This window comes from Arthrobacter sp. 01L42 (genome assembly GCF_056400005.1).
Genome location: NZ_JBFTSL010000003.1, coordinates 1 through 22,888, shown reverse-complemented (window position 1 = coordinate 22,888; position 22,888 = coordinate 1). Strand labels below are relative to the sequence as shown.

26 protein-coding genes are annotated in these 22,888 nt (G+C 61.8%); 13 read left to right on the top strand and 13 right to left on the bottom strand.

The window, feature by feature from the left end; all coding sequences use genetic code 11:
* Positions 1 to 11 precede the first annotated feature (11 nt).
* The 8 genes from AC1DN2_RS03180 to AC1DN2_RS03145 all read right to left on the bottom strand — a co-directional run bounded on the left by AC1DN2_RS03180 (position 12) and on the right by AC1DN2_RS03145 (position 6,678).
* Positions 12 to 392 carry a hypothetical protein gene (locus tag AC1DN2_RS03180; RefSeq protein WP_476849184.1) on the bottom strand — a complete coding sequence of 127 codons (381 nt, stop codon included), beginning with the start codon at positions 390 to 392 and terminating at the stop codon, positions 12 to 14.
* Between the two features lie 6 nt (positions 393 to 398).
* The gene (locus AC1DN2_RS03175; protein ID WP_476849183.1) at positions 399 to 716 is read right to left on the bottom strand and encodes a hypothetical protein; all 318 of its coding nucleotides are present in this window, start codon (positions 714 to 716) and stop codon (positions 399 to 401) included.
* Positions 717 to 760: 44 nt separating this feature from the next.
* On the bottom strand, positions 761 to 2,059 hold the full coding sequence (locus AC1DN2_RS03170; protein WP_476849182.1) for a Y-family DNA polymerase: 1,299 nt from the start codon (positions 2,057 to 2,059) through the stop codon (positions 761 to 763).
* An 8-nt stretch (positions 2,060 to 2,067) separates the two neighbouring features.
* Positions 2,068 to 2,499, bottom strand: coding sequence for a LexA family protein (locus tag AC1DN2_RS03165; RefSeq protein WP_476849181.1), 432 nt, complete (start codon positions 2,497 to 2,499; stop codon positions 2,068 to 2,070).
* A 259-nt stretch (positions 2,500 to 2,758) separates the two neighbouring features.
* Positions 2,759 to 3,526: an SCO1664 family protein gene (locus AC1DN2_RS03160; RefSeq protein WP_476849180.1), complete on the bottom strand. Its 768-nt coding sequence runs from the start codon at positions 3,524 to 3,526 to the stop codon at positions 2,759 to 2,761.
* Positions 3,526 to 4,086, bottom strand: a complete 561-nt coding sequence (locus tag AC1DN2_RS03155; RefSeq protein WP_230009113.1) for a DUF3090 domain-containing protein — start codon at positions 4,084 to 4,086, stop codon at positions 3,526 to 3,528. Before AC1DN2_RS03155 ends, AC1DN2_RS03160 begins: the two co-directional genes overlap by 1 nt.
* A gap of 24 nt (positions 4,087 to 4,110) precedes the next feature.
* Positions 4,111 to 4,803, bottom strand: coding sequence for a histidine phosphatase family protein (locus AC1DN2_RS03150; RefSeq protein WP_476849179.1), 693 nt, complete (start codon positions 4,801 to 4,803; stop codon positions 4,111 to 4,113).
* A gap of 1,413 nt (positions 4,804 to 6,216) precedes the next feature.
* Entirely contained in the window at positions 6,217 to 6,678 is a 462-nt protein-coding gene (locus AC1DN2_RS03145; protein WP_091557572.1) for an NUDIX hydrolase, read from the bottom strand.
* A gap of 169 nt (positions 6,679 to 6,847) precedes the next feature.
* Between AC1DN2_RS03145 and AC1DN2_RS03140 the strand changes: the two genes are divergently transcribed.
* The 4 genes from AC1DN2_RS03140 to AC1DN2_RS03125 all read left to right on the top strand — a co-directional run bounded on the left by AC1DN2_RS03140 (position 6,848) and on the right by AC1DN2_RS03125 (position 10,225).
* Complete coding sequence (locus AC1DN2_RS03140) at positions 6,848 to 7,573, top strand: class I SAM-dependent methyltransferase (RefSeq protein WP_230009069.1); 726 nt, start codon at positions 6,848 to 6,850, stop codon at positions 7,571 to 7,573.
* A 293-nt stretch (positions 7,574 to 7,866) separates the two neighbouring features.
* Positions 7,867 to 8,757 carry a hypothetical protein gene (locus tag AC1DN2_RS03135; protein ID WP_476849178.1) on the top strand — a complete coding sequence of 297 codons (891 nt, stop codon included), beginning with the start codon at positions 7,867 to 7,869 and terminating at the stop codon, positions 8,755 to 8,757.
* 443 nt (positions 8,758 to 9,200) lie between these two features.
* On the top strand, positions 9,201 to 9,674 hold the full coding sequence (locus AC1DN2_RS03130) for a hypothetical protein (protein ID WP_476849177.1): 474 nt from the start codon (positions 9,201 to 9,203) through the stop codon (positions 9,672 to 9,674).
* Between the two features lie 71 nt (positions 9,675 to 9,745).
* The gene (locus AC1DN2_RS03125) at positions 9,746 to 10,225 is read left to right on the top strand and encodes a hypothetical protein (RefSeq protein ID WP_230010321.1); all 480 of its coding nucleotides are present in this window, start codon (positions 9,746 to 9,748) and stop codon (positions 10,223 to 10,225) included.
* Positions 10,226 to 10,276: 51 nt separating this feature from the next.
* Here the strand turns inward: AC1DN2_RS03125 and AC1DN2_RS03120 are convergent, their stop codons facing one another.
* Both AC1DN2_RS03120 and AC1DN2_RS03115 read right to left on the bottom strand, forming a co-directional pair.
* A complete protein-coding gene (locus AC1DN2_RS03120) occupies positions 10,277 to 10,645 on the bottom strand; it encodes a VOC family protein (protein WP_476849176.1) in 369 nt (122 codons plus the stop codon).
* Positions 10,646 to 10,821: 176 nt separating this feature from the next.
* A complete protein-coding gene (locus AC1DN2_RS03115; RefSeq protein ID WP_476849175.1) occupies positions 10,822 to 11,436 on the bottom strand; it encodes a DinB family protein in 615 nt (204 codons plus the stop codon).
* Between the two features lie 400 nt (positions 11,437 to 11,836).
* Between AC1DN2_RS03115 and AC1DN2_RS03110 the strand changes: the two genes are divergently transcribed.
* On the top strand, positions 11,837 to 12,556 hold the full coding sequence (locus AC1DN2_RS03110) for an ASCH domain-containing protein (RefSeq protein ID WP_476849174.1): 720 nt from the start codon (positions 11,837 to 11,839) through the stop codon (positions 12,554 to 12,556).
* Between the two features lie 389 nt (positions 12,557 to 12,945).
* Here the strand turns inward: AC1DN2_RS03110 and AC1DN2_RS03105 are convergent, their stop codons facing one another.
* The gene (locus AC1DN2_RS03105; protein WP_230010199.1) at positions 12,946 to 13,821 is read right to left on the bottom strand and encodes a hypothetical protein; all 876 of its coding nucleotides are present in this window, start codon (positions 13,819 to 13,821) and stop codon (positions 12,946 to 12,948) included.
* Positions 13,822 to 14,073: 252 nt separating this feature from the next.
* Here AC1DN2_RS03105 and AC1DN2_RS03100 point away from each other — a divergent pair, with 252 nt between their 5' ends.
* The 8 genes from AC1DN2_RS03100 to AC1DN2_RS03065 all read left to right on the top strand — a co-directional run bounded on the left by AC1DN2_RS03100 (position 14,074) and on the right by AC1DN2_RS03065 (position 20,440).
* Entirely contained in the window at positions 14,074 to 14,535 is a 462-nt protein-coding gene (locus tag AC1DN2_RS03100; RefSeq protein WP_230010198.1) for a GNAT family N-acetyltransferase, read from the top strand.
* 278 nt (positions 14,536 to 14,813) lie between these two features.
* The gene (locus AC1DN2_RS03095; protein WP_476849173.1) at positions 14,814 to 15,353 is read left to right on the top strand and encodes a GNAT family N-acetyltransferase; all 540 of its coding nucleotides are present in this window, start codon (positions 14,814 to 14,816) and stop codon (positions 15,351 to 15,353) included.
* A 36-nt stretch (positions 15,354 to 15,389) separates the two neighbouring features.
* Positions 15,390 to 15,986: an SGNH/GDSL hydrolase family protein gene (locus AC1DN2_RS03090; RefSeq protein WP_476849172.1), complete on the top strand. Its 597-nt coding sequence runs from the start codon at positions 15,390 to 15,392 to the stop codon at positions 15,984 to 15,986.
* A gap of 13 nt (positions 15,987 to 15,999) precedes the next feature.
* On the top strand, positions 16,000 to 16,530 hold the full coding sequence (locus AC1DN2_RS03085; RefSeq protein WP_476849171.1) for an RES family NAD+ phosphorylase: 531 nt from the start codon (positions 16,000 to 16,002) through the stop codon (positions 16,528 to 16,530).
* A 103-nt stretch (positions 16,531 to 16,633) separates the two neighbouring features.
* A complete protein-coding gene (locus AC1DN2_RS03080) occupies positions 16,634 to 17,920 on the top strand; it encodes an MFS transporter (RefSeq protein ID WP_476849170.1) in 1,287 nt (428 codons plus the stop codon).
* A 370-nt stretch (positions 17,921 to 18,290) separates the two neighbouring features.
* On the top strand, positions 18,291 to 18,680 hold the full coding sequence (locus tag AC1DN2_RS03075) for a hypothetical protein (RefSeq protein WP_476849169.1): 390 nt from the start codon (positions 18,291 to 18,293) through the stop codon (positions 18,678 to 18,680).
* 232 nt (positions 18,681 to 18,912) lie between these two features.
* Positions 18,913 to 19,398: a VOC family protein gene (locus AC1DN2_RS03070; protein ID WP_476849168.1), complete on the top strand. Its 486-nt coding sequence runs from the start codon at positions 18,913 to 18,915 to the stop codon at positions 19,396 to 19,398.
* A gap of 733 nt (positions 19,399 to 20,131) precedes the next feature.
* Complete coding sequence (locus AC1DN2_RS03065; RefSeq protein ID WP_476849167.1) at positions 20,132 to 20,440, top strand: hypothetical protein; 309 nt, start codon at positions 20,132 to 20,134, stop codon at positions 20,438 to 20,440.
* A 483-nt stretch (positions 20,441 to 20,923) separates the two neighbouring features.
* On the opposite strand, the gene AC1DN2_RS03060 is transcribed toward AC1DN2_RS03065, so the two are convergent.
* The gene (locus AC1DN2_RS03060) at positions 20,924 to 21,151 is read right to left on the bottom strand and encodes a helix-turn-helix domain-containing protein (protein ID WP_476849166.1); all 228 of its coding nucleotides are present in this window, start codon (positions 21,149 to 21,151) and stop codon (positions 20,924 to 20,926) included.
* Positions 21,151 to 21,762, bottom strand: a complete 612-nt coding sequence (locus AC1DN2_RS03055; protein WP_476849165.1) for a hypothetical protein — start codon at positions 21,760 to 21,762, stop codon at positions 21,151 to 21,153. Before AC1DN2_RS03055 ends, AC1DN2_RS03060 begins: the two co-directional genes overlap by 1 nt.
* Positions 21,763 to 22,888 lie beyond the last annotated feature (1,126 nt).

The window sequence follows — 22,888 nt, the reverse complement described above, 5'->3', positions numbered from 1 at the left end:
CGGGTCGGCCTCTACTGCCAGCGGTGGGATTCCAGCGCGCGAAACAGGGGAGCGCGGCCGCTTTTCAGATGGTCAACGGGGCGGGACCCGCCGAGTTCCCGGCAGGGTGTAACCATCCAGGCCGTGAAGTAGTTGTGCGGAACCTTCAGTTCTATGGCGCGCTGGAAGAGGTCGACGACGGTCGGGTGGAGGTGGCCGCCGGCGACGAATTGGAATCCCGGGCAGAACGTGCCGTCGTCGATGAAGACGCGGACGAGCTGCTGCATTACAGGGTCGGGGTCGTCCATCAGTTCGGCGAGGCGGCGGCGGACCTGTTCCAGGGCGGGCAGCGTGAATTCTTCCCTGATCCCCGCCCAGATCTGGTCGTTGATCGGCTGACGGTGCAGTGTCACCGTTGCCTAGCCGCCGTCGCTGATGTCGTCCAGGAGCCACTGGACGGAGCGTGGATTCCGGCGCAGCGTGAAGGTGCGCAGCGCTGAATTAGCCCCCAGCCGGGCCTCGACGCGCCAGTATTCGGTACCGGCCGGGTTGGCGCCAGCGGCGGCCGTGCATCGGGTGCCCCGCCCGGCGTCACCGCCGATCCAGTGCCGGGATTCGGTGGCCGGATCGACAAGCCAGATCCGTCCGTCGTGCCGGATGGCAAGGGGCTTGCCTGCCGGGTCGAGCCGGACTTGAAGGTCAAGGGTTCGTGTGGGGTTTTCGGTGCTGAGGGTCATGGGGGTGGTCTTTCGTGGTGCGGTGCTGCGGGGGCGTGTTGGCGTTAGGCGGCTTTGACGAGGGGGAGTTCGTCCCAATGGGTGGTGTAGCGGGGGGAGAGCATGTCCCGTTTCATGGTCCAGTCCGGTCCGCCCCGTATGCCGGCGTGGCCGAGGCCGATGGAGCCGCGCCCGTATCGGCGGGTCACATCCTCCAGGAGGGTTCCGATGTGGCGTTCCTCGTGCGGGTTCTGGAACAGGGCCAGCGGTGCCTGGTTGCCGGTGGGCCGCAGGTCGGTGACCATGATGCCGGCCCGGGCGTATTTGATGCCTTCCTGGATGTGGGGCAGGAGGGCGTGGGCGGCCCGGGTGAGCAGGACGGGATCGGCGGTGGGCATCGGCAGCGGCACGCACACCGAGGGGTAGGAGGTGTCGTTCGGGTTGAAGTGCGAGGTGCCGGCGAAGGCGGTGAGGACCTTGGCCTGGAGGCTGTATTTGGCCAGCCGCGCCGATGCCTGCTGGCCGTAGACGGACAGGACCTGCCGCATGCCGGCGGCGGTGGTGATGGGGGTGGCGAAGGAGCGCGAGAAGATGAGCTGGTCCCGGCCGATCCGTTCTTCCTCCATCGGGATGCACGGCGTGCCCTGCAGCTCCAGGACGGTGCGCATCATGACCACGGAGAAGCGGTCCCGGATCATCACCGGGTCGGCCCGGGACAGGTCAAGGATGGACTGAAGCCCTAAGGCATTGAGGCGTTTGGTCAGGCGCGTCGCGACGCCCCAGATTTCGATCACAGACAGCCGGCCCATCAGCGCTTCCCTGGTGGCGGCGGGCACGGAGTCCCAGTGGCAGACCCCGTCGAAGGCCGGGTTGTGCTTTGCCCATTTGTTGGCCAGTTTCGCGAGGGTCTTGGTCCCGGCGATCCCGACGCAGACCGGAACCCCCACGTTGCGCCGCACGGCTGCCTTCATGGTCTGGCCCAGGACCAGCAGGTCCTCCGGCGCGCCTTTGACGCCCAGGAAGGCCTCGTCGATGCTGTAAACCTCCAACCAAGCGCTGTAGCGGCCCAGCAGTTCCATCACCCGGGCGCTGATGTCCCCGTAAAGCTCGTAGTTGCTCGAGAGGGCAACAAGTCCCCACTCCTTGGCCCGCGGGGCGAGTTTGAACCATGGTTCACCGAGGCCGATGCCGAGAGCCTTGGCTTCCGGGGACCGGGTGACGGCGCACCCGTCGTTGTTGGACAGTACGACGACGGGCCGGCCTTCGAGGGACGGGTCGAATGCCCGCTCGGCCGAGGCGTAGAAGCAGTTCACATCCACGTGCGCGATCTGCGGCATCCGCCGCATCGGGGAGGGCTTAGACATGGTGTGCCTCAAACATGGTGCAGGCAGCGGGTCGCGACGCCCCAGATGACCAGATCCGACACGGACGGAACGCGGATGTCCGGGTAGGCCGGATTCTCCGCCTGCAGCACCACCCCGGTTCCCGTGATCCGCAGCCGTTTGATGGTCAGCTCCCCGTCCAGGACCGCAACGACCACGGACCCGTCCACCGGTTCCAGGGCACGGTTGACGATCAGCTCGTCGCCGTCGCTGATGCCGGCGCGTTCCATCGAGTCTCCGGAGACCCGCACGACGTACGTGCTGGTGATGTCCTTGATCAGATGCTCGTTCAGGTCAATCCGCCCATCGAAGTAGTCCTGCGCCGGCGATGGATACCCGGCCGCGACGGGGACCGGAGAGATCAGCACCGACAGCAACGACATGCCCGCGTCTATCACGCGGGGACCGACAACAACGCCCACAACACACCCTTATTCGAATATATGTTCGATACATTCAGTGTAGCCGGATGGGCCGACAAAAGTTGGACTCTGCCCATATCCCTCGGCTGCGTGGGCAGCGCGGTTTCTCCTCAACATCGCAACACCTGACTGAAGGGGTGCTGTATATGGGACGCTCGGCGCGTCGTCTGCGGAAGGTGGGGCCTGCGGGCTTGGTTGAGCGTAGGCGCTGTTATCGGCGTTTGGGCAGCCAACTTTTGACAGTTGAGCCGCAATTCCCTTAGAACAGCGGCCAGGGCACCGCCGACATCTCACCGCTCGGAGCCGGAAACCGCCCTGCCAAGCGCAACCGTGCGCAGCGCGCGGCGAGCGATGCGATTTCTTCGGCGCTGAGCAAGTCCGCCAGGTTTCGGCCCAGCCCACCGTGCAGTCCTTCGCTGACACGATCGATGCCGTCGCGTTCCTCGGCGGTCAGAGCGTCTCCCAGCCATCCCCACAGCACCGTGCGCAGCTTGTGGTCACGGTGAAAGGTGAGCCCATGGTCCACGCCGTGCCGGTGTCCGTCCGTCATGGCAAGAATGTGGTCGCCTTTGCGGTCGGCGTTGTTGACGACCATGTCGAACACCGCCATGCGTCTGAGCGCTGGCGAGTCTTCGTGAACGAGGGCGACCATCCGTCCGTTCTCATCCCGTCCCTCGAGAACATGTTTCCAGCCCGTCTCCGGCACCTGGTCCGTCGCGACCAGGATCACGGCGCTTTGGGCCGGGTCTTGCTCCTGCCAGAGCTGCACCATTCCTTCGCCCATAGGACCATCGCGCAGCCAGGTGTGCGGCACGACGTCCCAGCCTAAGACTTGCGAGACCAGGTAGGCGGCAACCTCCCGGTGAGCCAGGGTGCCGTGGGGAAAATCCCACAGCGGACTTTCGCCTGCTATCGGCTTATAGACGACCACCACGTCGCCGATGCTGCCCAGAAATGTAGCGTTTGAAGCCGTCGTGATGCGGCCGGTGAGCGTCAGCTCGGCGGTCACTAGGTCCGGCCCTGGCATCAGACCTCGGGAAGGGTGCAGATGTGCCCGTCGGCGTCGATGGGGTAACCGCAGAGCGGACACGTCGGACGCCCCGCGCCCACGATCTCACGGGTGCGCTTGGCGAATGCGCGGGCGGTGCCGACCGGCATGCGCACCAGCAGCATTTCAGGCTCGTTAGCGCCGTCCTCATCAAGCGATTCGTCGTTGTCATCAGCATCAGCATCGACGTCGGTGATGGGGTAGGCCTCAATTACGACCTGGGCCGTGGTTGGGTCCCAACCTAAGCTCATGGCGCCGGTGCGAAACTGCTCCTGAACGGCCTCGAGCTGGTCATTGTCGACAAGTTCAATGGGAGTGCTCGCGGGAATGCTGAAGGGGTTGCCCTCGACGGTGATGAGCTGGTCGAGAATTTCGTCGATCTTCTCCGCGAGCAGAGCCGACTGCTGCTTCTCCAGGGCAATACTCACGATCTGCGTCCCTGCGCGCACCTGCAGGTAAAACGTGCGCGCCCCTGGAAGGCCAATGGTGCCGACGACGATTCGATCAGGCCAGGCAAACTCGTGAACACGTGTAGGCATGTCAGTATTTTAGGCACATGAGGTTCATGGCGCTTTCTGCCCTGCACCGCCGCCCACCGGCGCATCGCCAGAGTGGAGGCCGTTCGACAGCCACGACAGATCACCCGCGTCGGTGTTGGTCGCGTAGACGCTCGGCCGACTAGCGCCGTAGCGCACGATCGATACGGAGGCGGGGCCCACGTTAATACGCTGGAACAGGTCAAGGTGCATGCCGAGCGCGTCGGCGAGGATTGACTTGATGATGTCGCCGTGACTTACTGCCACCCACACGGCCCCTGGCCCGTACTCGGCTTCGAAGGCTGCATCGTGGCGTCGAATCGCTGCCACCGACCGAGCCTGCATCGCGGCCATGGATTCACCGCCGGGAAAGACGACGGCGGACGGTTGCGACTGCACAACCGGCCACAAATCCTCGGTCGCGAGATCACTGAGCGTGCGGCCCTGCCACTGGCCGTAGTCGCACTCGGTGAGATCGAGATCGACCGGCGCGTACGGCGTGCCAGCCTGGCGATCGAGGATGAGCTGGGCGGTCTGCTGACAACGCTCAAGAGGGCTCGACACCACCCCGACTACGGGCACGGCCGCGAGCCGGTCTCCGGTCAGAGCCGCCTGGTCGCGCCCGATCTGGTCCAGACTGACGCCGACGGCCCGACCGGCCAGCAGTCCAGTGGCATTGGCCGTGGTGCGGCCGTGCCGCACGAGAATAACTGTCGCCATTCACCCAGCCTAACCACCCGGTCGATGGCGGTGTGAACCGTACCGGGTCGCGCCTCGAACAGGCAGATAAAGCCCTGGCGGAACCCTTCAAACACACCGGCACGCTCAAAGCCGCCCAGACGGACTCGGCACGGATCAATCAGCTCATGGCCGGCGCAGCAAAACCGGAAGAACCGGCACAGCCAGAACCCCCGGCCGAAACCGACCCCCGCATGGAGGATGTCCTGTACCCGCTCCGCGCCGGATCCAGTAGTTCCCGCCCTCTCAGAGCGGGGCGTGTGCTGTGGGTTGTGGCGGACCACGCCGATCCCGCGCCGTGCGCCCAGAACCAGGGCGCGGCACTCTTTGGAGAAGACGGCGGGCGACGCCGCGGCCCGAACTGCCCGCCTCAAACGCCTACTAGATGGCGCTTGCGCCAGCGCAGCGCCCATCTTGGTTTGGAACTGCTCGAACTGCTCGCATGCCTGGCGAAGAGAAGTCCCAATGGACTTCATGTCCGCGACGTAGGAGCGGGTCATAAAGCGTGGGGGAGCGTTTTGACCGTCCGGTGGGGGCATATCCCTAACTGACCCCATGGCTGCACACATCATCGGCTGCGCCCGGGCCACCAACGAACAGGACCTCACCGCCCTCGGCGTACCCGAAGACCTGGCAGCTGTAGCTGTTGAGCCACCTAAGCGGGACAGTTTTGCGGGCGGGGTATACGCGAATCTCGGATTCCCGTATATGTATGGGATTTTCGCTGAGAGGGAGCGGTTCGAGGCTGTTGCGGCTGGGGACCGTCTTACGGGCGGTCGGAGGGAGCACTCGTGGCTGCAGTCCACGTTGCGATCAGCCTCCGTGTAGTCCCGTGAATGGTCGTTTACAGAAGACCCGAGTCCACGTCCTCCAAGAGGACTGTTTTCAACGATTTGTCCGGCGGGTACCGTCACGATCTATACCGGGGTCCATTAGAGTGACCGCCATGACTGAGACCGTCCTCCCTCCCTTTGTCGTAACCGCGGCGGCTATCCGTCAGCTTGAGTTGATGGGAGGTCACGCTCGGGTCGATATCCAGGCTGGGGGCTGTTGCGGTAGTACGTACGTATTCACTCAAGAAGTGGGCAGTAAATCGGATGCTAGATACGGATGCATTGGAGCGGAATTATTTGTCAGCGATGCTGCGCGGGCAGTGCTAACGGGGGCAACGCTGGACTACAGCGCAACGATAAAGCCGGCGCGTTTCCGAGTACTGAGAAATCCAAGCACTCCCAAGCGGTGTCCTTGCAACCGCTCGTTCGGACGGGATTGGCCAGGCAAAGGACAACCCGGGTGTGCGGCCCGAAGCCCCATGCCTTGGGACGCGTAGCTTTACGAATCGCTCGAACCGGCACCCACGATGACATCGGGCATCAGTTGGTGGGCCTGCTTGGCTCACGCCGTGGCAAAGCCAAAGGCGATAATGGGCGCCAGACCAATCCGTAGACGTTCGATGACGTATCGCTCGTGAGGAACTAGGGCAGAAGGCAGGTCATCAAGGTGGAACCATGCAAGATCGGCTACCTTGCCACGTTCCATCATCTGAGGTTCCCCTTCCCAAGTTGTGCATGTGAAGAAGAAATCGACCCGTTCATCAATGGCCTGGCCGTTTCCTTGCGACCGGTGCATCGTGGTTAACGGGACTAACTGGTCGGGCTCAATGGACACGCCGAGCTCCTCATGCGCCTCGCGTACTGCCGCTTGGGCAGCAGACTCGTCAGGTTCAACATGGCCTGCCGCAGCAGTAGCCCAGTATCCATCCATATACCCGGTGCCCTGGCGCAATTGAAGCAAAACGAGCTCCCCGCGTCGAAAGATGACTTTGCTGGCGGGGACTACCTGGAACCGATCAACCATCAGAAACTACCTTCTTGAATCGATATCGCCGGGGGTCTCGCCGCGGGGCAAGGGATTATCGTTCATTATTGACTATTAGAAGTGCACACTCTGGACCCGCACCATAGACCGTCCCGTAGAGGATCCTTCACCGGACAGGTTCGATGCTCGACGTGCAAGGATGGGGGCCATGCTGACGGATTTCGTGAAGGCCTGGAATCAGGGCAAGAACCCTGACTTGTACGAGCTGGAAAATGCGGCCATGGACCGCGAAGGTATCGTTTGGGATGCGCTCAGCGCCATCGCACCCTGGGCCGGGAAGACCCTTCTGGACCTTGGTTGTGGAACGGGATTCTGGCTTCCGGGATATGCGACTCACGCCCGGGAAGTATTTGGGGTCGAACCCGACGTCGATCTCTTGCACTGGGCACGTTCACGAACGCCGGAAGCTCGGGTCCTTCACGGTTCTGCAGAACATATCCCACTCGGCGATGCGTCAGTTGACGTGGTCCACGCTCGATTTGCGTATTTCTTTCCAACACCGGGAAATGACTGCTCGGCTGGGCTTGCAGAGGTTATGAGGGTCCTGCGTCCGGGCGGCACGCTGGTAGTTATTGACAACGATCAAGCTAACGGTGATTTCGCCGACCTCCTCGCAGTCAGTTCCGCTGCCGAGACCCAGGGACATGAAGACTATGTACGGGAGTGGTGGTCAGCCCAGGGAGCACACACCACCGCCCTGATGAGCACTTGGGATTTCGACACACCACGAGACCTTCGTGCTGTCGTTTCTATGGAGTTTCCGAGTGGCACCGCACAGACCTGGCTGAACGCTGATCCGGATCGGCGTGAGCTGGCCTACGGATACTTGCTCCACCATGTCAGCCGCCCTGCAGCCCAAGGCGGTACACGCTAAGGACAGCGGTGCCTGTGTTTTCCGTAGCGGACAAGCGCTACTTCGCCGACCTTGGTTCCTCACGGCCCTCGTACAAACGCAAGACAATTATCCATTCAGCAAGCCCACGGGAGATGCTTCGGAGAACCGCCCGTAAGCCGGTGGCCCAACGTACGCTCCTGCGTTCGATAGGGGATCCCTCAACGGACACTGCATACACTGGGTCGCCATCACGTTGTCGCGCCAGCTTCAATCCGGCTGTGTTTCGCAACCCTTGCCCGGGGTTGCCCCGTGCCGGCTATTAGGCTGGCGCCATGGAATCGTTGCCCAATGCTGCGCCCGGTGAATGGCTCAAGCCTCTGATGGATACCGTGTGGCTTGACATGCACGCTGTGGTGCCACGGGGCTTCCCCGCCTACGCCAGGATCTTTCATCCGGTGGCGCGGGACCGCCCGCAGGACACCGGCTCCTGGTACGGACATCCCCGAACGGACGTCTTCCCCCTCGACGAGCAACAGGTCCGCTGGTCTGACGTGGCGGGTGCGTTCGGGACCAAGATGCACCCATTGGCCCAATTCCACCGACTCCTTGGGCAAGTACCGAGCCGTCAGGAGATATTGGACAGCGAGGGCTGGCGATATTCGGAACCCCTAACCGGCAACCTCGCACCGGACACACTGGCAGCAGTGGCTTCCCGCCTCTGTGAACACACCTCCACGCCAAACAAGGGCGTGTCCGCCATATGGGAAGGATGGGGAGGTCTTACAAGTTCCATCGGTTATGCCCAGCTCACTTTTTCAGACGACTGGACTTTCGTGGAAAACGCTCCCGATTCCGCCGCGCTGGACAGCGGACCTGGTTCGGGCCTGCTAACGGCAGAGGTGGTCAACGGCGAAACACTGACCCTTCCGGGCCGCGCCTATTACCTCTTCAATGCCGCGCCACAGTTTTACCGCGACCCCGGGTGGGTGAATCATGTGCCCTGGCACCATTCCCCGCAATTCCCGCAGACACCGAGCATCCTGTGGCCGGCGGACAGAAGCTGGGTCATGGTGACCGAAATAGACTTCGACTCCACGGTGGTCGCCGGCAGCCATGAACTCGTATCGGCACTAGTGAGGGACCCCGCCATCGAAGCGCTGCCCCTGAATGAGGGAGCAGACCTGACGTGGGACGCCGACGTTCCCAACCGTCCCGGGCAGTAGCCAAGCCTTTCGCTTCAAGGCCACGCCAATGGTGCCGGCACCGTGGCACCTAAATCCGCAGGCCGCCCACTTCAGCCATCCCGAATGTGGATCCCTCACCGGACGTCCGCGCTTGCCTATGACAGGTGTGGATGGCACCGGGAGGATGGTTATTTCTGGCTACTCTTCGTGACTCGCCGGGCACTTTGTGACGGTTTAGTGGCTCCGCCTTCAACGGTGGGTTCGTCAGTGGATGGATGCGGCCGGAAGGCTGGTCTGGATGGGGAGTCGAGAGTGGAATTGCACGTGCTGCCGACACAACTCTGGCAATGACCCCGAAGCAGACGCTGGAGATAGCATTTTGGCATGTCAGAAATCTCGATCAGCGGTTTGCAGTTGGCTGCCATCTCAGAAATGGTAGATGTTGCCCGAAGCCTGGATAGCGAGATTTGGCTACGCGGCGGATGGGCGATGGATTTCTACCTTGGTCGGCTCACCGTGAACACCTCGATGTCGACTGGTATGTCTGGGATGGCGATATGCCCGTCATTGCGAACGCACTTGTCGCCCAGGGCTGGACCGATATGGAGCAGTACCCGGCTGAACAGCAGCGCGATCTTGTGAAGGGAGCAGTGGAGTTTGGGATCGCCCCGCTGTCCAGCGCGGCGGACGGTCGAGTTGTGGTTGGTGGAGGCCCGTGGCGGAATGCGGCATTGCCGAAGGACATACTAGCCAACGCCCTGGAGTGTCAGCTTGGAGGGATTCAATGCGCAGTAATCAGTCCCGCCGCTCAAATTGAGATCAAGCAGATGATGCCAACCTGGGTTCCGGGACTTCCGCGACGATCGAAAGACGCGGCAGACATTGACCTCCTTGCCGAAGCAGTGAAGGTTGCGCGGCTTGATCGGGACGATGCAGCTCGCGGGACATGTCCATAAGAGGATCCCCTAACGGACGGCCGCACCCTCGGCACGAGGGGGAAGCTTTTGCGCATCGGTAGGCTAAGCCCATGGCATTGGGGGATGCGGCGCAGCCGCAGGCAGTTCGGTCACACAGAGTGGTCCTGGATGCGTACGCGTTCATCAAGGGCTGGCTCATCGCCACCTCGCTCTGGGTGGGCGTGCTACTACTCCTGGTGGCGGCAGGCTATGGCGTGCCCGCCTTGCGGGACGGCACCGACGCCGGCTACGTATGGGGCTTTTTGGGCATGGTGATTCTGTATGGCTTCGGAGTTTCCCTGGTGTTTGCGGCGCCATTGGCCTGGGTGTTGGCCTATCTTTTGCGCCCGGTCAGGAATCAATGGATCCACATCGGAGCCTTTTTCGCGGTGCCCGCTCTCGTGTTCTGGCTGCTGGGAAGCGTCCTGGGTCTCGGATGGCAGCCCTGGCTGCTGATCCCATGGGCCACCGTTGGCGCAGCGGCAGCCATCGGCCGTTGGGCAATCCGCAAAGACGTCCTTGCCACGAATTCTGCAGCTAACCCGGCCTGACCGCCCGCTGCACGATCCGTTGACGGGCGCTCCCGTGGCCTGTCCGAACTTTCAACTGTCGGTACTGTCCTTCTTTCGGGCTCCCAGAACGCAGAACTCGTTGCCTTCTGGATCCTCAAGTACAGTCCACGGCTGCTCGCCTTGACCAACATCGACCCTGCGGGCACCCAGAGCGACCATCCGCTCGACCTCGGCCGCTGGATCGTCCGGCCGAAAATCGAGGTGAAGACGATTCTTTGTTACCTTCGAATCTGCCACCGGCACGAAGACCAACCCTGGCAACCGGTCCGGTGCAGAACGAATTTCGAACTCATCGTCAGCTTCCAAAGTCACGACCCAACCCAAAGCTTTGGCCCACCAAAGTCCAAGCTCAGCCGGTCGTGCCGAATCGACAATTACTTGTTCCCATTCAAGACTCATGCGTTCCACTCTACTGAGCCGGACCCCTGCCCGGTGAAGAATCCCTGCGGTCACCACGGCGTCCGCTGAACCACCGTCTTTCGGGCACCTATGCACCGACGCGGACTTAATCCTCTGTATCCACTCGACGTCGTAGAGACTCCGTCGGCTGAGCTGTCTGCGGTGCGCGCTCATCGCTACTGAGCATGGTGAACGTAGAGGTCGCGGAGCAGCGCGATCTCGGCTCCGTGGTGCAGGATCTCCTGGTTCTCCCACCACACGATCGTCGGAAAGGTCTCCTCGGCATCGCTGCCGTACGGGTAGCTGCTGAGCCCGGTCCGGTCATAGTCGGACTCATCGACACTGAGTAGTACCTGGCGCCAGTCGGCTGCGGCGTGACGGAACCTCTCGATGGCGCCGGCTGCATCTGGTCGTGATTCGTACGTCGCTCTATCGAACGTTCGGTCGCCCCCGAGGTGGTTGGCTCGGCCCAACAGCGTCTCGGAGATGTGGTCAAGCCGCCAGGCGATCGTCGTGAGGGGCGGAGGCCACGGACTTTCGGGGGCGCCGTCTCGCCCCCACTCACCCGCGCCGATGAGCTTGATGGCGCCCGGTCCGGGCCCATCGGCGCGCCTCCGCACCGACCAGCACGCGTCGACCGGTTCCCAGAGGTACTCGGCGTCCGTCAGTACCGGTACGTCGACGTCGCTGCCATCACCCGAGTTGCTGGTGGGCCCGGCGAGGCGAGTGAGGAGTCGTTCCGTCGCCCAGTCGTACTGCTCGAGCAGGGGCTCAAGTCGCTGATTGGTCATCATGGCATAGAGCCTAGCCTCCGCGAGAGGCCGTTTGGTGCCTACGCACGCTTGACGTTGTCCGAACGGACAAAGGCTGGTCTGGCTGCGGCGAAGGCCCGCGGCAGGCTGGGTGGCCGGCCGCGCACCATGACGGAGGGAAAGCTTGAAACGGCCCCGCAGCTGCGCAGTGAGGGACATACCCTCAAGGAGACCGCGCACCGGCTCAGCGTCAGCGTCTCGTCACTGACCCGGGCACTGAGCCAACGTGCTGTCCCGGAAGTCAGGTCCGCACGTTCTTAGCGGCCCTCTCTTTTGGCATAACTTTTGGCACATTCAGATTACGGGGAACAGCCTGACCGCCCAGCCGGGCGTTCCCGGCGTTCAGCTACAAGCAAATGGGATGGGGCAGAATGACCCCATGGATCTATTTGAGTCGGAGCTACGCGTCATTACGGCGGCGGAAGAATTGGCTGCGACTCTTGGTGGCGACAAGAACCATACGGTCGCAGCGGCGGCCATGGATACCAACGGGGTCATTCATAGGGCAGTAAACGTCTATCACTTCACGGGTGGGCCTTGTGCTGAGTTCGTTGTGATGGGCACAGCCGCTACGGCCGGCGCGGGACCCCTCGTCACCATGGCCGCTGCCGGCGATCGAGGACGGGGCCTCATCCCGCCGTGCGGAAGATGCCGCCAGGCAATGCTGGACCTTCATCCCGACGTGATGGTCGCAGTGCCCGGAGCCGGGGGCCCACAGCTCCGGCCCGTCCGGAAGCTGCTTCCGGAGACCTACTTCTTTCCCGATGCTGATGCTCGACGACTATTGCGGTTTAACAAGCGCTATTACGATGAGGTGGCCGGCGGCATCAAGACGACCACTGTTCGCCATGATGACCCGGTATCCGTCGGGCCGGCGTTGTTTGTATTCGAAGACGATGCAGAGCATCGCACGCTGGATGGGATAGTCACGGACGTAGCGGACTACCGGCTCGATCAGATGACGGCGGAACAGGCTCACCTTGCCCCCGGAACTCCTATTGATGGATTCCGCCAGGGCTTACGGGGTCACTACCCGGATCTGTCCGATGAAGCGGAGGTATCCGTTGTGACGTTCGAATTGGTGCCACAGCACTCCTGACTACAGCGGTGTGAACTCCTCCCGCGGGAGTGTCCAGTTTCCAAGGAAGTGGGACACCATGCGCCGATCGAGAAAAGTGTGGCGTGTTTCGTCCTATCGCAACGCGAAGGTCTCTTGGTCGTTGGTGCACGCGAGTTCGGATACCCGTGTGCTCAAAGCGCGCGGGCATGATGAGGCGACTTTTCAAGACATCGGCGAGCCCGACTTTCTCATCTACCCGATGGCTCCGCAGAGGTCGAGGGCAGTGTCTTGGAAAGCTGTTGTTTTCCAAGACAGCTTTTTAGGAGGTTCTGCATGTCTGTTCCGGCCAGTACGTTCAACCAGGACCACTGCGACGGCCTGATTTAGGACCACATGTGAGGGGGCTCGACTGTCCCGGAAATCGGAAATCACTCTTGGAAACGGTGTCCCGGGGAGCCGGTCAGCACATATCGGTTTAGTCGACGGCCTGGCTGCCTGGCGCTGGCGACGACTTCCTTGACGGTGAGGACTTTCCGCGGGCTCATCCAGCCTTGGGAGGGTTTGTGCAGCGCGTATCCGCCTCCGATAGTTACAGCGGCATGCTGCGCCAACCCCCTGGGAGAGCGCCAGACGAGCACGGTACCCGGGTCCTTGTCCTTTCCGCCCACTTCAGCGGCCGCGGAAAGCCAGTCCTCGAAAGGCTTCTGAAGCATCCAAACGTCAGCAGCTTCCGCTCGACCAGCTGCCGCCATCACCGTCCCGAAACAGTTCGGGCCGCTGGCGCGAGGGAAAGTGCCCGCCAGCGTCCTCGCCCCCGGCAGAATCGCACGGGCGTTATCCCAGACGTTTTCGGGGACCTCTAGGTGCCTGCTGGGCCGTCGGCCGAAGCGAAGGTAGGCGCCGAGGACAGCTTCCTGATGTCCCTCCAGCAACGAGGGCCACCACACAAAGCGATGCCCGTCAGCCTGCGTCGACACTCGGGTGCGTACGTCCGCCGGGGCGCTTCGAACGGAGGGGATGGCTCCCCGTGCGAGGCAGATCTGACTCCGAACGAGGTCCGACCTGGCTGAGCGCCCCAGGTCATTGAACTCCTCCTCGCCGATCAGGATGCAGTCGAGCTCGTCCGGCACATTGTAGATTTCGAAGGTATCCCTGAGTTCGGCGGGGAGTTCTTCGCTCAAAGGCGCTATCCCGAAGGTCTCCGCGCCGCCCTTCGGGATCAGGAACGGCTGGTGCGTCGGGGCAAACCAGGCCGCCTGCCTGACCGCCAGTTGAGGTCCTATCTCGATGCCGAGTGAGAACACACCGCGCCACCTTCCCCGCCATGAGGCTCGCGTAGCTTCGCCGAGCCCAGCTGCTGTTCCAGACATCCTATGACCCGTCGGGACTAGACAGCGCTTACCGGCACGGCCCCTCGGAATACCCGCCTCCGCTAATCGCCATGTAGTCCGGACGACAGCGAGAAGAAGACTGTACCCATTTCACATATGCCTGGTCAGAGCTCTCTAACGAGACCGGATCAGCCACACTAATGAGGCGTGTGATGTACTCGCTTGATGTCCGCACTTGAGATTGAACGCCGCCAGGACCCCGCTTCCGTAGATCGAATCTTGCGCTCCTTACCAGGCTGGTTCGGCATCGAAGAAGCCATTCTCAACTATGTTGACAGTGCATCGCGGCGGGACTCATTTCTCGCCGTGATGCGCGGCGAAGTCGTGGGGGTTGCACTTGTGGATCGCCACTTCCCGGAGTCCGCTGAGCTGGCACTGATCGCAGTGCACGCCGGCCGCCGCGGCGCTGGTATCGGAGCCTCTCTCGTCACGGCGGTCGAGGAGGTACTCGTCTCCGATGATTGCGGACTGCTTCAGGTCCATACCGTTGGTCCATCCTTCGAGGACGACGCTTACGCCCAGACCAGGGCTTTCTATATTCGGTCGGGATTCTTGCCGCTACAAGAGTTCAATCGGATCGACTGGGATGGCCCCACGCTGGTCCTGGTGAAACCGCTCGCCAGATGACATGCCCGAGGGGCAAGCTGTGCGGGCGCTGGGTAGTTAGCAGGCAGGTTGAAGCGCGTGGTGAGGCATCAACCGGCCGGCGTCAATACCGTGATGTGCAATCCAATACCCTGTAGATTCTCCGCATGTTCCACTCCTGATCAGCGCGGGCTCACGCCGCCCCACGGAAAGCATCAGCTACGTCGAATGGAACCCTTAGGCCTTGCGATATTCGCACACTCTCTCTTCGCGCTCCTCTGGTCCTCCCTGCCACCGCTGATCGCATAACGGTTCGCCCTATGAATCCGGCCGATCGTGACTCGGTTGCGCAGCTGTACCTGGACAGCTACCCACCCGAGATCGGTGCTGATGATCTCGCTTCCGCGCTGGATGAAATATCTGCAACCTTTGCCGGGGAGTATGGCGAGCTCCGCACCGAGGCGAGCCTCATCGCCCACATCGGCAGCAGGCCAGCCGGGGCCATCTTCACGACATCCCACTCGATCTGGGACCCAAAAATCAACGGGCCGTTCATCATCGACCTGTTCGTCGGCCCAACCCACAGAGGGGCCGGCGCCGGACGAGCACTCGTGATCGAGGCCATCAAGGCATGCGTGGCAAACCAAGAGGAGGCATTGAGTCTCCGCGTCGGTGGAGGGACTTCCCCCAAGCCCATTCGCTGTATGCGAGCCTCGGATTCGTGCCTCCCCCCAGCCCGCCCACCTGGTTTTCCGGGCACGCCGGCCCACAGACCTCAAGGTTCCCGTTGGGGGATCCTTTCAGGGGTCAGCCCAGTCGGCTGGCTGGATTGCAGCTTGAGCTACGGTTCGCGGAGTTGACAAAGACCCGGGCGCGGGCGGTGGTAGGGTCCTGGAATGACTTTGCGACTTGGGGTGTACGGAGACAGTATTTCGACAGGTTGGCGGGGAATTTCCCACGTCGACAAACGGTGGACTTCCATCGTGTGCCGGAACTTTGGACTGGAGGAGCACAACTTCGCCGTCAACGGTCTGGGATTTCTGACCAAGCGGGACACCGACCTGTTCGAAAAGCATCCGCTGGAGATGGTCATCGACGTGGACCCGCAGATCGCGCTGATTGCACTCGGGGCCAACGACTTGATCCAGCTGCCCGAGAACGACGATAAGCTGCGCCGGACCATGATCGAGGACATGTCCCGGCTGCGCGATTCACTTCCGGACTCCCAGGTGATCGTCGTCGAGCCTTACTGGCCCTTCCTGGGAGAGCCGCCGCGGGTCCGCCGGGTCTTTGATCTCCATGCCGAGTGTGCCGAGGAAACAGGCCTGCCATTCCTGTTGGGCCAATACGGCGTCTTCGCCGCCGATCCTACCCCGTTCTTCTACCCGGAACCTGATCAGATACACCCGAACGATCTCGGCCACGCCAAGCTGTCCGAGGTCATGACGGAAGCACTGGAGCCATACGTGGCGAAAGTCCGGATCTCGGCCTAAGTCCACGGATTAGATGAGAAAGGACCGTATGTCGCGGCGAAGCCAGCCAGCTATTGGCGGGGATGACCCGCTGATGCGGACTGTTACGGGTTCCTTCTTTCGGGCAATTGATCCTGCTTATCGTGACGTCGCGCTTGCCGGGTCCCGGTCCGCCGGCCGGTATTCCCTTCCGGGCGTGCCGACGCTGTATCTCAGCGCTTCGCCGGAAGGTGTCGCAGCTGCGATGATCGCCCATACTGACGATCGCACCCCCAACCTTCGGGTGCTGCAGTTCGAAGTAGACGCTGAGAGGATCGTTGATCTCCGTGACCATGAGGCCCTGGCAGCAGTCGGGATCGATCCCGCTGACGCCGCAGCTGACTGGCAAAAGACCGTGACCGCCGGAGGCTCGCCTTCATCATGGCGCGTCCGGGAAGCCTTGCAGAGTCTAGGGGCGCACGGCCTGATCGACCCCTCCCGCAAGCAGCCGCACCTGTGGCATCTGACGCTCTTCGATTGGAATAGCCCTGGCGCTCCCAGCGTCCTTGAAGTCCTCACGCCGTGACCCCTTCCTGAGGGTTAACGTGCCCGGTAGGGCTCGCAGGTCGCTGGTGACCTACGGGGGTTACATCGAAGTAGCTGGAAGTATCGCGATCTGGAGGATGAGCGTGAGCACGGATAGACAACTCGACGACACCCGACCCAAGTTCCAGGCCGACAGCACCAGCAGTCCGAGGGTCAAAGTCTCCGCATTTAGCGATGCCGCTTTTCGTTGGCTCTGGCTTGCAACGATGTCCGCTCAAGGGGCTTCAGCGACTGCAGCAGTCGTTGTTCCAATTTTGGCTATTCAAGTTCTCGGCGTCGGCCCCGGAGGGGTGACCGTCATGTCGACCGCTGCCGCCTGCCTGGCCGTCGTCACCGCTATTCCGGCCGGCATGTTTGCAGAATTCCGTCGAAAGCGGCCGATCCTGGTTGGCTCCGATGCAGTTCGATTCCTTAGTTTTGCCCTTCTCGCAGTTGCGGCTCTGTTTGGGCTTCTGTCACTCCCATGGCTTGTGTTAGTTCTTTGCATCAATGCAGTGACGCAAATGCTATTCGGCAGCGCATCCCTTGCCCACACCAAGGACCTCGTGCCAGAGGAGCTACGGGCCGATGCCGTCGGTAAGCTTCAGAGCGCCTCGTGGGTGGCGATGATCGCAGGACCCATTGTCGGGGGCGCACTCGTCGCGGTAGCGCCCAACGCCGTCCTAATGGCCAGCGTTTCGCTGTGCTTCCTCGGAAGCGCGGTATGCATCTCATTCATCCGCAAGCCCGAGGGCCCCGCCGCACAACGGGATGAACGCAAACGTCCTCTTAGGGAAGCATTCGCAGGCGTCGCGTTCTTTGCCGGTGACCGCACCCTCAGAAGACTCCTGATCTCCTGGGTTCTTTTCGCTGGGGCTGTCGCAGCACTCACTCCCGTGACTCAGGTTTTTTTCCTGCACGATCTGGAATTTTCGCCTGCGGAGTTCGGCCTGGCCATGGGGATTCCCTCCATCGCAGCCTTGGCCGGGGCATGGGTTGGAGGGCCGATCCTGAGGAAGGTCGGAGTCGGGCGCGCGATTGTCATCGGCAGCTTGGCACGTGTCCCGCTCTACTGGGTCTATCCGGTTTTGCCAGCCGGGCTAGTAGGGCTTGGCGGAGCCATCCTGGCATTCTCGGGCATCTTGTTCGCCTCGTCGATCGTAAATACCGCGATTTCGACCCTTCGGATGGATATGACCCCCCGTTCTCTGCTGTCTCGAACCAGCTCTGCGTGGATGGTCGCGACGATGGTCTCCGGCCCCCTGTTTATTCCTCTTGCAGGATTGATCATGACAAACGCTTCCTCACGCACAGCGCTGCTGTATATCGCGCTAACTGTCGCGATCTCCGCCTTCGTCCTACCAACGAAGACGCTCAACCAGGCCCCTTAGGGGACGTCCACATCCTTGCCGGACGAGGCTGCCAAATGCTCTCAGCCACACCCCTTCTCCGGGCTGCACCATGCGCCACGTAGCGCTGTGAAAACCCCGCCATTTACCGCCGAAAGTCACAGATTCCAGCATCTGTATGGGATTTTTCGCGGYGGGGGAGMGGGTYGAKRGTGTCGCGGYGGGGGACCGSCTTACGGGACGGGCCGGAAGAGGCGCCCGTAGTGCGTCGATGGTTCCGCGCCCCTCTTGTTCTTGGGATTGCATGGTCCACCCGACGTAAGAATGTATTCGACCGCCGGTGATCATCAACTGCCGAAAAATTAGCCCACGTAGGCTATGCATTAGGAAAACAAAAAATGGGGGGAACAGCATGAATCAGCCGATAGACGCGGACAAGAAAGAACGGATTGCTTCTTGGAACAAACGGTGCGCGAAAGTCTGGTTCAAGTACCTTGCTTTCGTCGTTCTAACCTTTGCTCTTCTGCTAGCGCCCTTCATCCAGGTCTTCCACTACTTCCTGGACGTGACCGTCCCCTTGGTTTCAGGTGAACTGATTTATGGGCAGCCCGGCTACCAGGAATACCAGGCCGCGAAGGACTGGTATCTAATCATCCTGGCCGTCCTGCTTGTCCTCTTCAGCGTCGTCTACTACCTCGGCCATCGTTGGTACAAGAGGGCAATTCGCGCTCTTGGCACACCACCGAGCGGAATGTTCAACCGATGGAACCGCTGGGTAGTGGGCTCAGCGCAAAAATCCTAAAAAGCGCAAAGCCGGCGGTACGGAAGTCTGTTCAGGGAATCCTTCGTCAGACGCCAGAGCGTCCTATGGGCCACCGGCTTGTGGGACGGAAAATTTGCGTTGCGTGCTCGCCCGCGGAAGCTCTCGCTGACAGCGCTGGACCAAACTACTACGAGGGGCGCCACGATTGCGGCTTCCCGCAGATGATTCGGACCTATCGTTGGAACACGACCCTGCGATCAAAGGATTTGCCGTGGACACTCAAGTTCCCCAGTTCGATGGCGTGCACCACCTCAAACTCCCGGTCAGTGATCTCGACCGCAGCCGCGAGTGGTACCAGAGCCGGCTGGGTTATGCCGCTGCGATGGAGTTCCGCGAAGATGGCAAAGTCATGGGCCTTGCTCTTAATCACCCGGATGGCGGACCGAGACTGGCCCTGCGGCTGGACCCCGGCAAAGCGGCGGCCTCGTCCGGATTCGATTACTTTTCCATAGGCGTTCCGACCAAGGCGGCAATTGACCAGCTCTCCGCGCGGCTGACGCAGTTGGGGGACGCCCATGCTGGCGTCCAGGTCGCCTCTCTCGGGTGGATTCTGCCCGGTCTCTCGGACCCGGACGGACACGAGATCCGCTTCTACACCACGGAGTCCCACAAAAAAGCGCCCGACGGGGAGGTCTATGTTGTGGAGAATGCCCGGCAGACGACCACGCACCAAAACCAGGAACCGTTGTCTCAGTGACCACTCAAGGTAGAACCCACCGACGACCTGTCGGCAACATTCGGTTACAGGATGGCACGGACCAATGCCCACGGGATCACGTTCCGGATCCCCCACGGCTTCGAATCCATCACGTTGTTCGGACTAGGTACTCTGGGTGCGGCGCCGTAACCACACTCTGATTCCCGTCCGCATCGAATGAAGGTACCCGCCCGCAGGCAGTGCCGACTGGCGCTGCCAGCTTCACCACTCTCCCCGGGGCGGGAGCAGCTGTCATCTGCATGCTCGGTTGCGTCTTTTAACGCATCGAAGAATGCCCGCTGGGGGATCCCCTTTCGAACGCAGCAGCGCCCGTTAGGCCGCCGGCTTGCGGGCAATTCGTGGCCGTCGTACTTCGTCGGGCACGATAGGAGCCATGACCGTCGAACTTCGCCCCTGGACGCTCGAGGACGCGCGTGCGCTGTGGGATGCAAACCGGCAGAGCCCGGACCTAAAGACGCAATTTGGCAGTGCGGACCTAGCCACAGTCGACCAGGCGCGTGACTAAGGGAGCCGCTTACGGGTGTATTTGGGGACACCGTGGAACGGATAGCGACCGGCTTGCGGGCGGGCAGGGTTTGCGATGTCGTGGCCCGGGCAGACGGTGCGCCCCGTAAGCCGATTCATTGCCAGGCCCGGTTTAGCAGCGCATTCAGCGACGGAGTTAATATGACCGCGGTCATTCCCTGCTGTCGCTGAGAGTTAGTATGCGGTCATGCCAAAGAAACTCGCCCGTCGCGTCATCCGCCTGTTTCCTGATTACGGCCATCGGTGGCCACTTTGGGAGAACAGCACTGCTGAGCGTCCCAGCCAATACACGATGGAACCGGCATTCTTTGGACTGTCAGAGAACCTCACTCACCGGCTTCGCGCTTGGTACGACGTGTGGGATGCCGAAAACTTGTATGAGAGCGGTTGGAGTTCGGCTGAAAACTACATGACTTGGAAAACAGAGGGTGCCAGGATCGCCGAGCAACTGCGTGAAGAGGTCAAAGCCTTTGCTGACGTGGACTACGACGAGTAGAACCCGGGTCGCTAGACGACGCCATAAGCGCCGGGCAAGGGATCCCCTTACGCGGCTAGGAACTTCACCAATCAATGCAGCCCTTAGGCCGATGTCATAAATAACACCATGAGAGCAACGCTCATTTGGTCGCTGGGGGCAGTTGTTTTCTCTCTCTCGTCGGCGTATACATCGCATTGAACTCCAACGGGGTTTGGTACAGCATCGTCTCGGCGGTCATACTTTTGCTCGCCGGCGTTACCTTCGCCGCCAGGGCCACTCTCTCGCTTCGTGCCTCAGATCCCAACATCTAGATTTGCAGCCAGGGCGCCCGAGTAGTCACGTTCTCGGTCCTACTGAACGCGGACTTTTCGGCGGGCGCGTCAACCGCCGGCTCCCGCACGCGTGGTCCACCGTTTCCACAAACTTTCTCCAGAATGTGGTGGGCTTAGCCGGGCAGCTGAATCAGGTCCGGGCCGTCGCGCGCGACTGTGCTAGCCGTCGCTAGGGGCTCACGACCAGCAGGTCACCGACCGCACAGTCGAGAACATCGCAGATCGCGGACAGCGTGGAAAAGCGGATCGCACGCGCCCGGTCATTTTTCAGCACAGACAGGTTGACGATGCTGATTCCTACCCGCTGGCTGAGCTCGGTCAGGGTCATGCCCCGGGCCGCGAGGAGCTCGTCGAGTCTGCAATGTATCTGTTGCTCTTCATCCGACGTGGGAGCCATCAGATCAGCCCGTCCAGTTCCAGCTGCTGACGCCGGCCCGTCTCGAACATGGCCGCGAGAGCGGCAGCACCGAGTCCGACCGCGACCGGCCACAGATCCAGTTCCATGACGAAGAAATCACTTGTTTCCTGTTCCGGAAGCAATGTGATCCGACTGAGGATCGAGTGGTGGGCGATTGCGTTCATGAAGGGGCCCAGAAGTCCCCAGGTCATCACGGCGATACCCGAGATGCCGACGGCGCGGGCCAGCTGCTTACCGAAGCCTGTGCCTCGGTACACAGACCAACTGATCAGGCCCAGTGTCGCCGCAGACAGCAGACCCGCAAGACCGCCCAGGAGTCCTGATCCGAGCAGCAAAGAGCGTTCGGTCGAGGTGAGTCTGGCCGGCTGCATGTCGGCTGCGGCGTACGCGGCCCGGAGGACTTCGCTGTTGCCCTCACCGAGCGCCGGCGTCGCCAGGTTCGTGAGGGGCACATTCAGAAGCGGCGTGCTCGCCAGTCCTGCGAACACGGCCACGATTGCCGCGACAGCGATGCCGAGCGCAGCCAGTCCAAAGACGATCGCAAACAGCAACGCACCCTTGCGGTCCAAATAGGCCAATGTAGTTGCCACAGTCCATCCCCAATCCGAGACAAGGATTATCGCTTGTCGTTAACATAACGATAAACGATAACTTATGCAAGGCAGCCGCCTGGGAGTGCCTGTCTTAGCGGTTATCGGCTGAGACCATGGAGTGCGCGCGTCATCTGCGATCGGCACGTATGCGTCTGAGGCGCCGATACGCGCGGGCACGTGTCGAAACTCGTCGAACTTGACCGCGGAAATACCAAGTCAGTGCGAGCCCGAGGATTACGACCGGGAGCAGCTCGGGGGCCAGGGCGAACGTGCCGAAGATGATGTCGAACGCTTCGAATCCAATCAGCGAGCCGGCCGCGAACCAGACCCACCCACCGAACAGAGTGGCTCGCATAGCCACACGGCGGGAGAGCCGACGGGCGAGCCGCCACAGCAGTCCAAGGCGACGGGGAGTCGGTGAGCGGTATCGCGGGGGCTTGTTGCGGAGTGAGGAGAGGAGGGTAGTGCGGGACATGGCGATGAGCTCCTTGTGGCGGCAGTCAGAGAGGTGTTCTGAGGTCGCCCGGGAGGAGTAGCGCGCGAGCGTGTAGGCACGTTCCAGCCGTGTGCGGCTAGGTTGCCGGCAATGGTCGGATTCTAGAGGGCTGTGTGGAGGCTCCCGGGGCGACGGCGACGTCGGCCCGGCGCGCGAGGACCTGTCCCACCGACGGGTGCGGACCAGACCAAGGACAGGGAGCCTCGACCGGGCTGGTCATCCGGACCCGGGGCGTCGGAGTGGACCCCAAGCGCCAAAAGGGTGCAGAGCAGCGCTTGGAAGGTGTAGGCCATGAGGATCGCCAGGGCAATGACCAGAGCAACGAGAACGAGAGCCGTTACCGGGGGCGCACCCGCACTGACCGTCATGCGGATCGCAACGTCGGCGTGGACAAAGCGCTCTAACAAGACCCACCAAAGCAATGACACTGTGCCTCCCGCAATCGCCCTCACGGTAACACCGACCAACCGCCCGATCAACGATCCTTGAGTTCTTGCGGTGATTGCAACACTTAGCGGATGGGTGTTGTCGTGGCGACGTATTCAATTTATGTAAGACCGGATCTTCTGCAGCTGTTTTGGGCCGGGATGCAGGCCGGTGATTTCATCACTGACGCCGTTGCGCCGA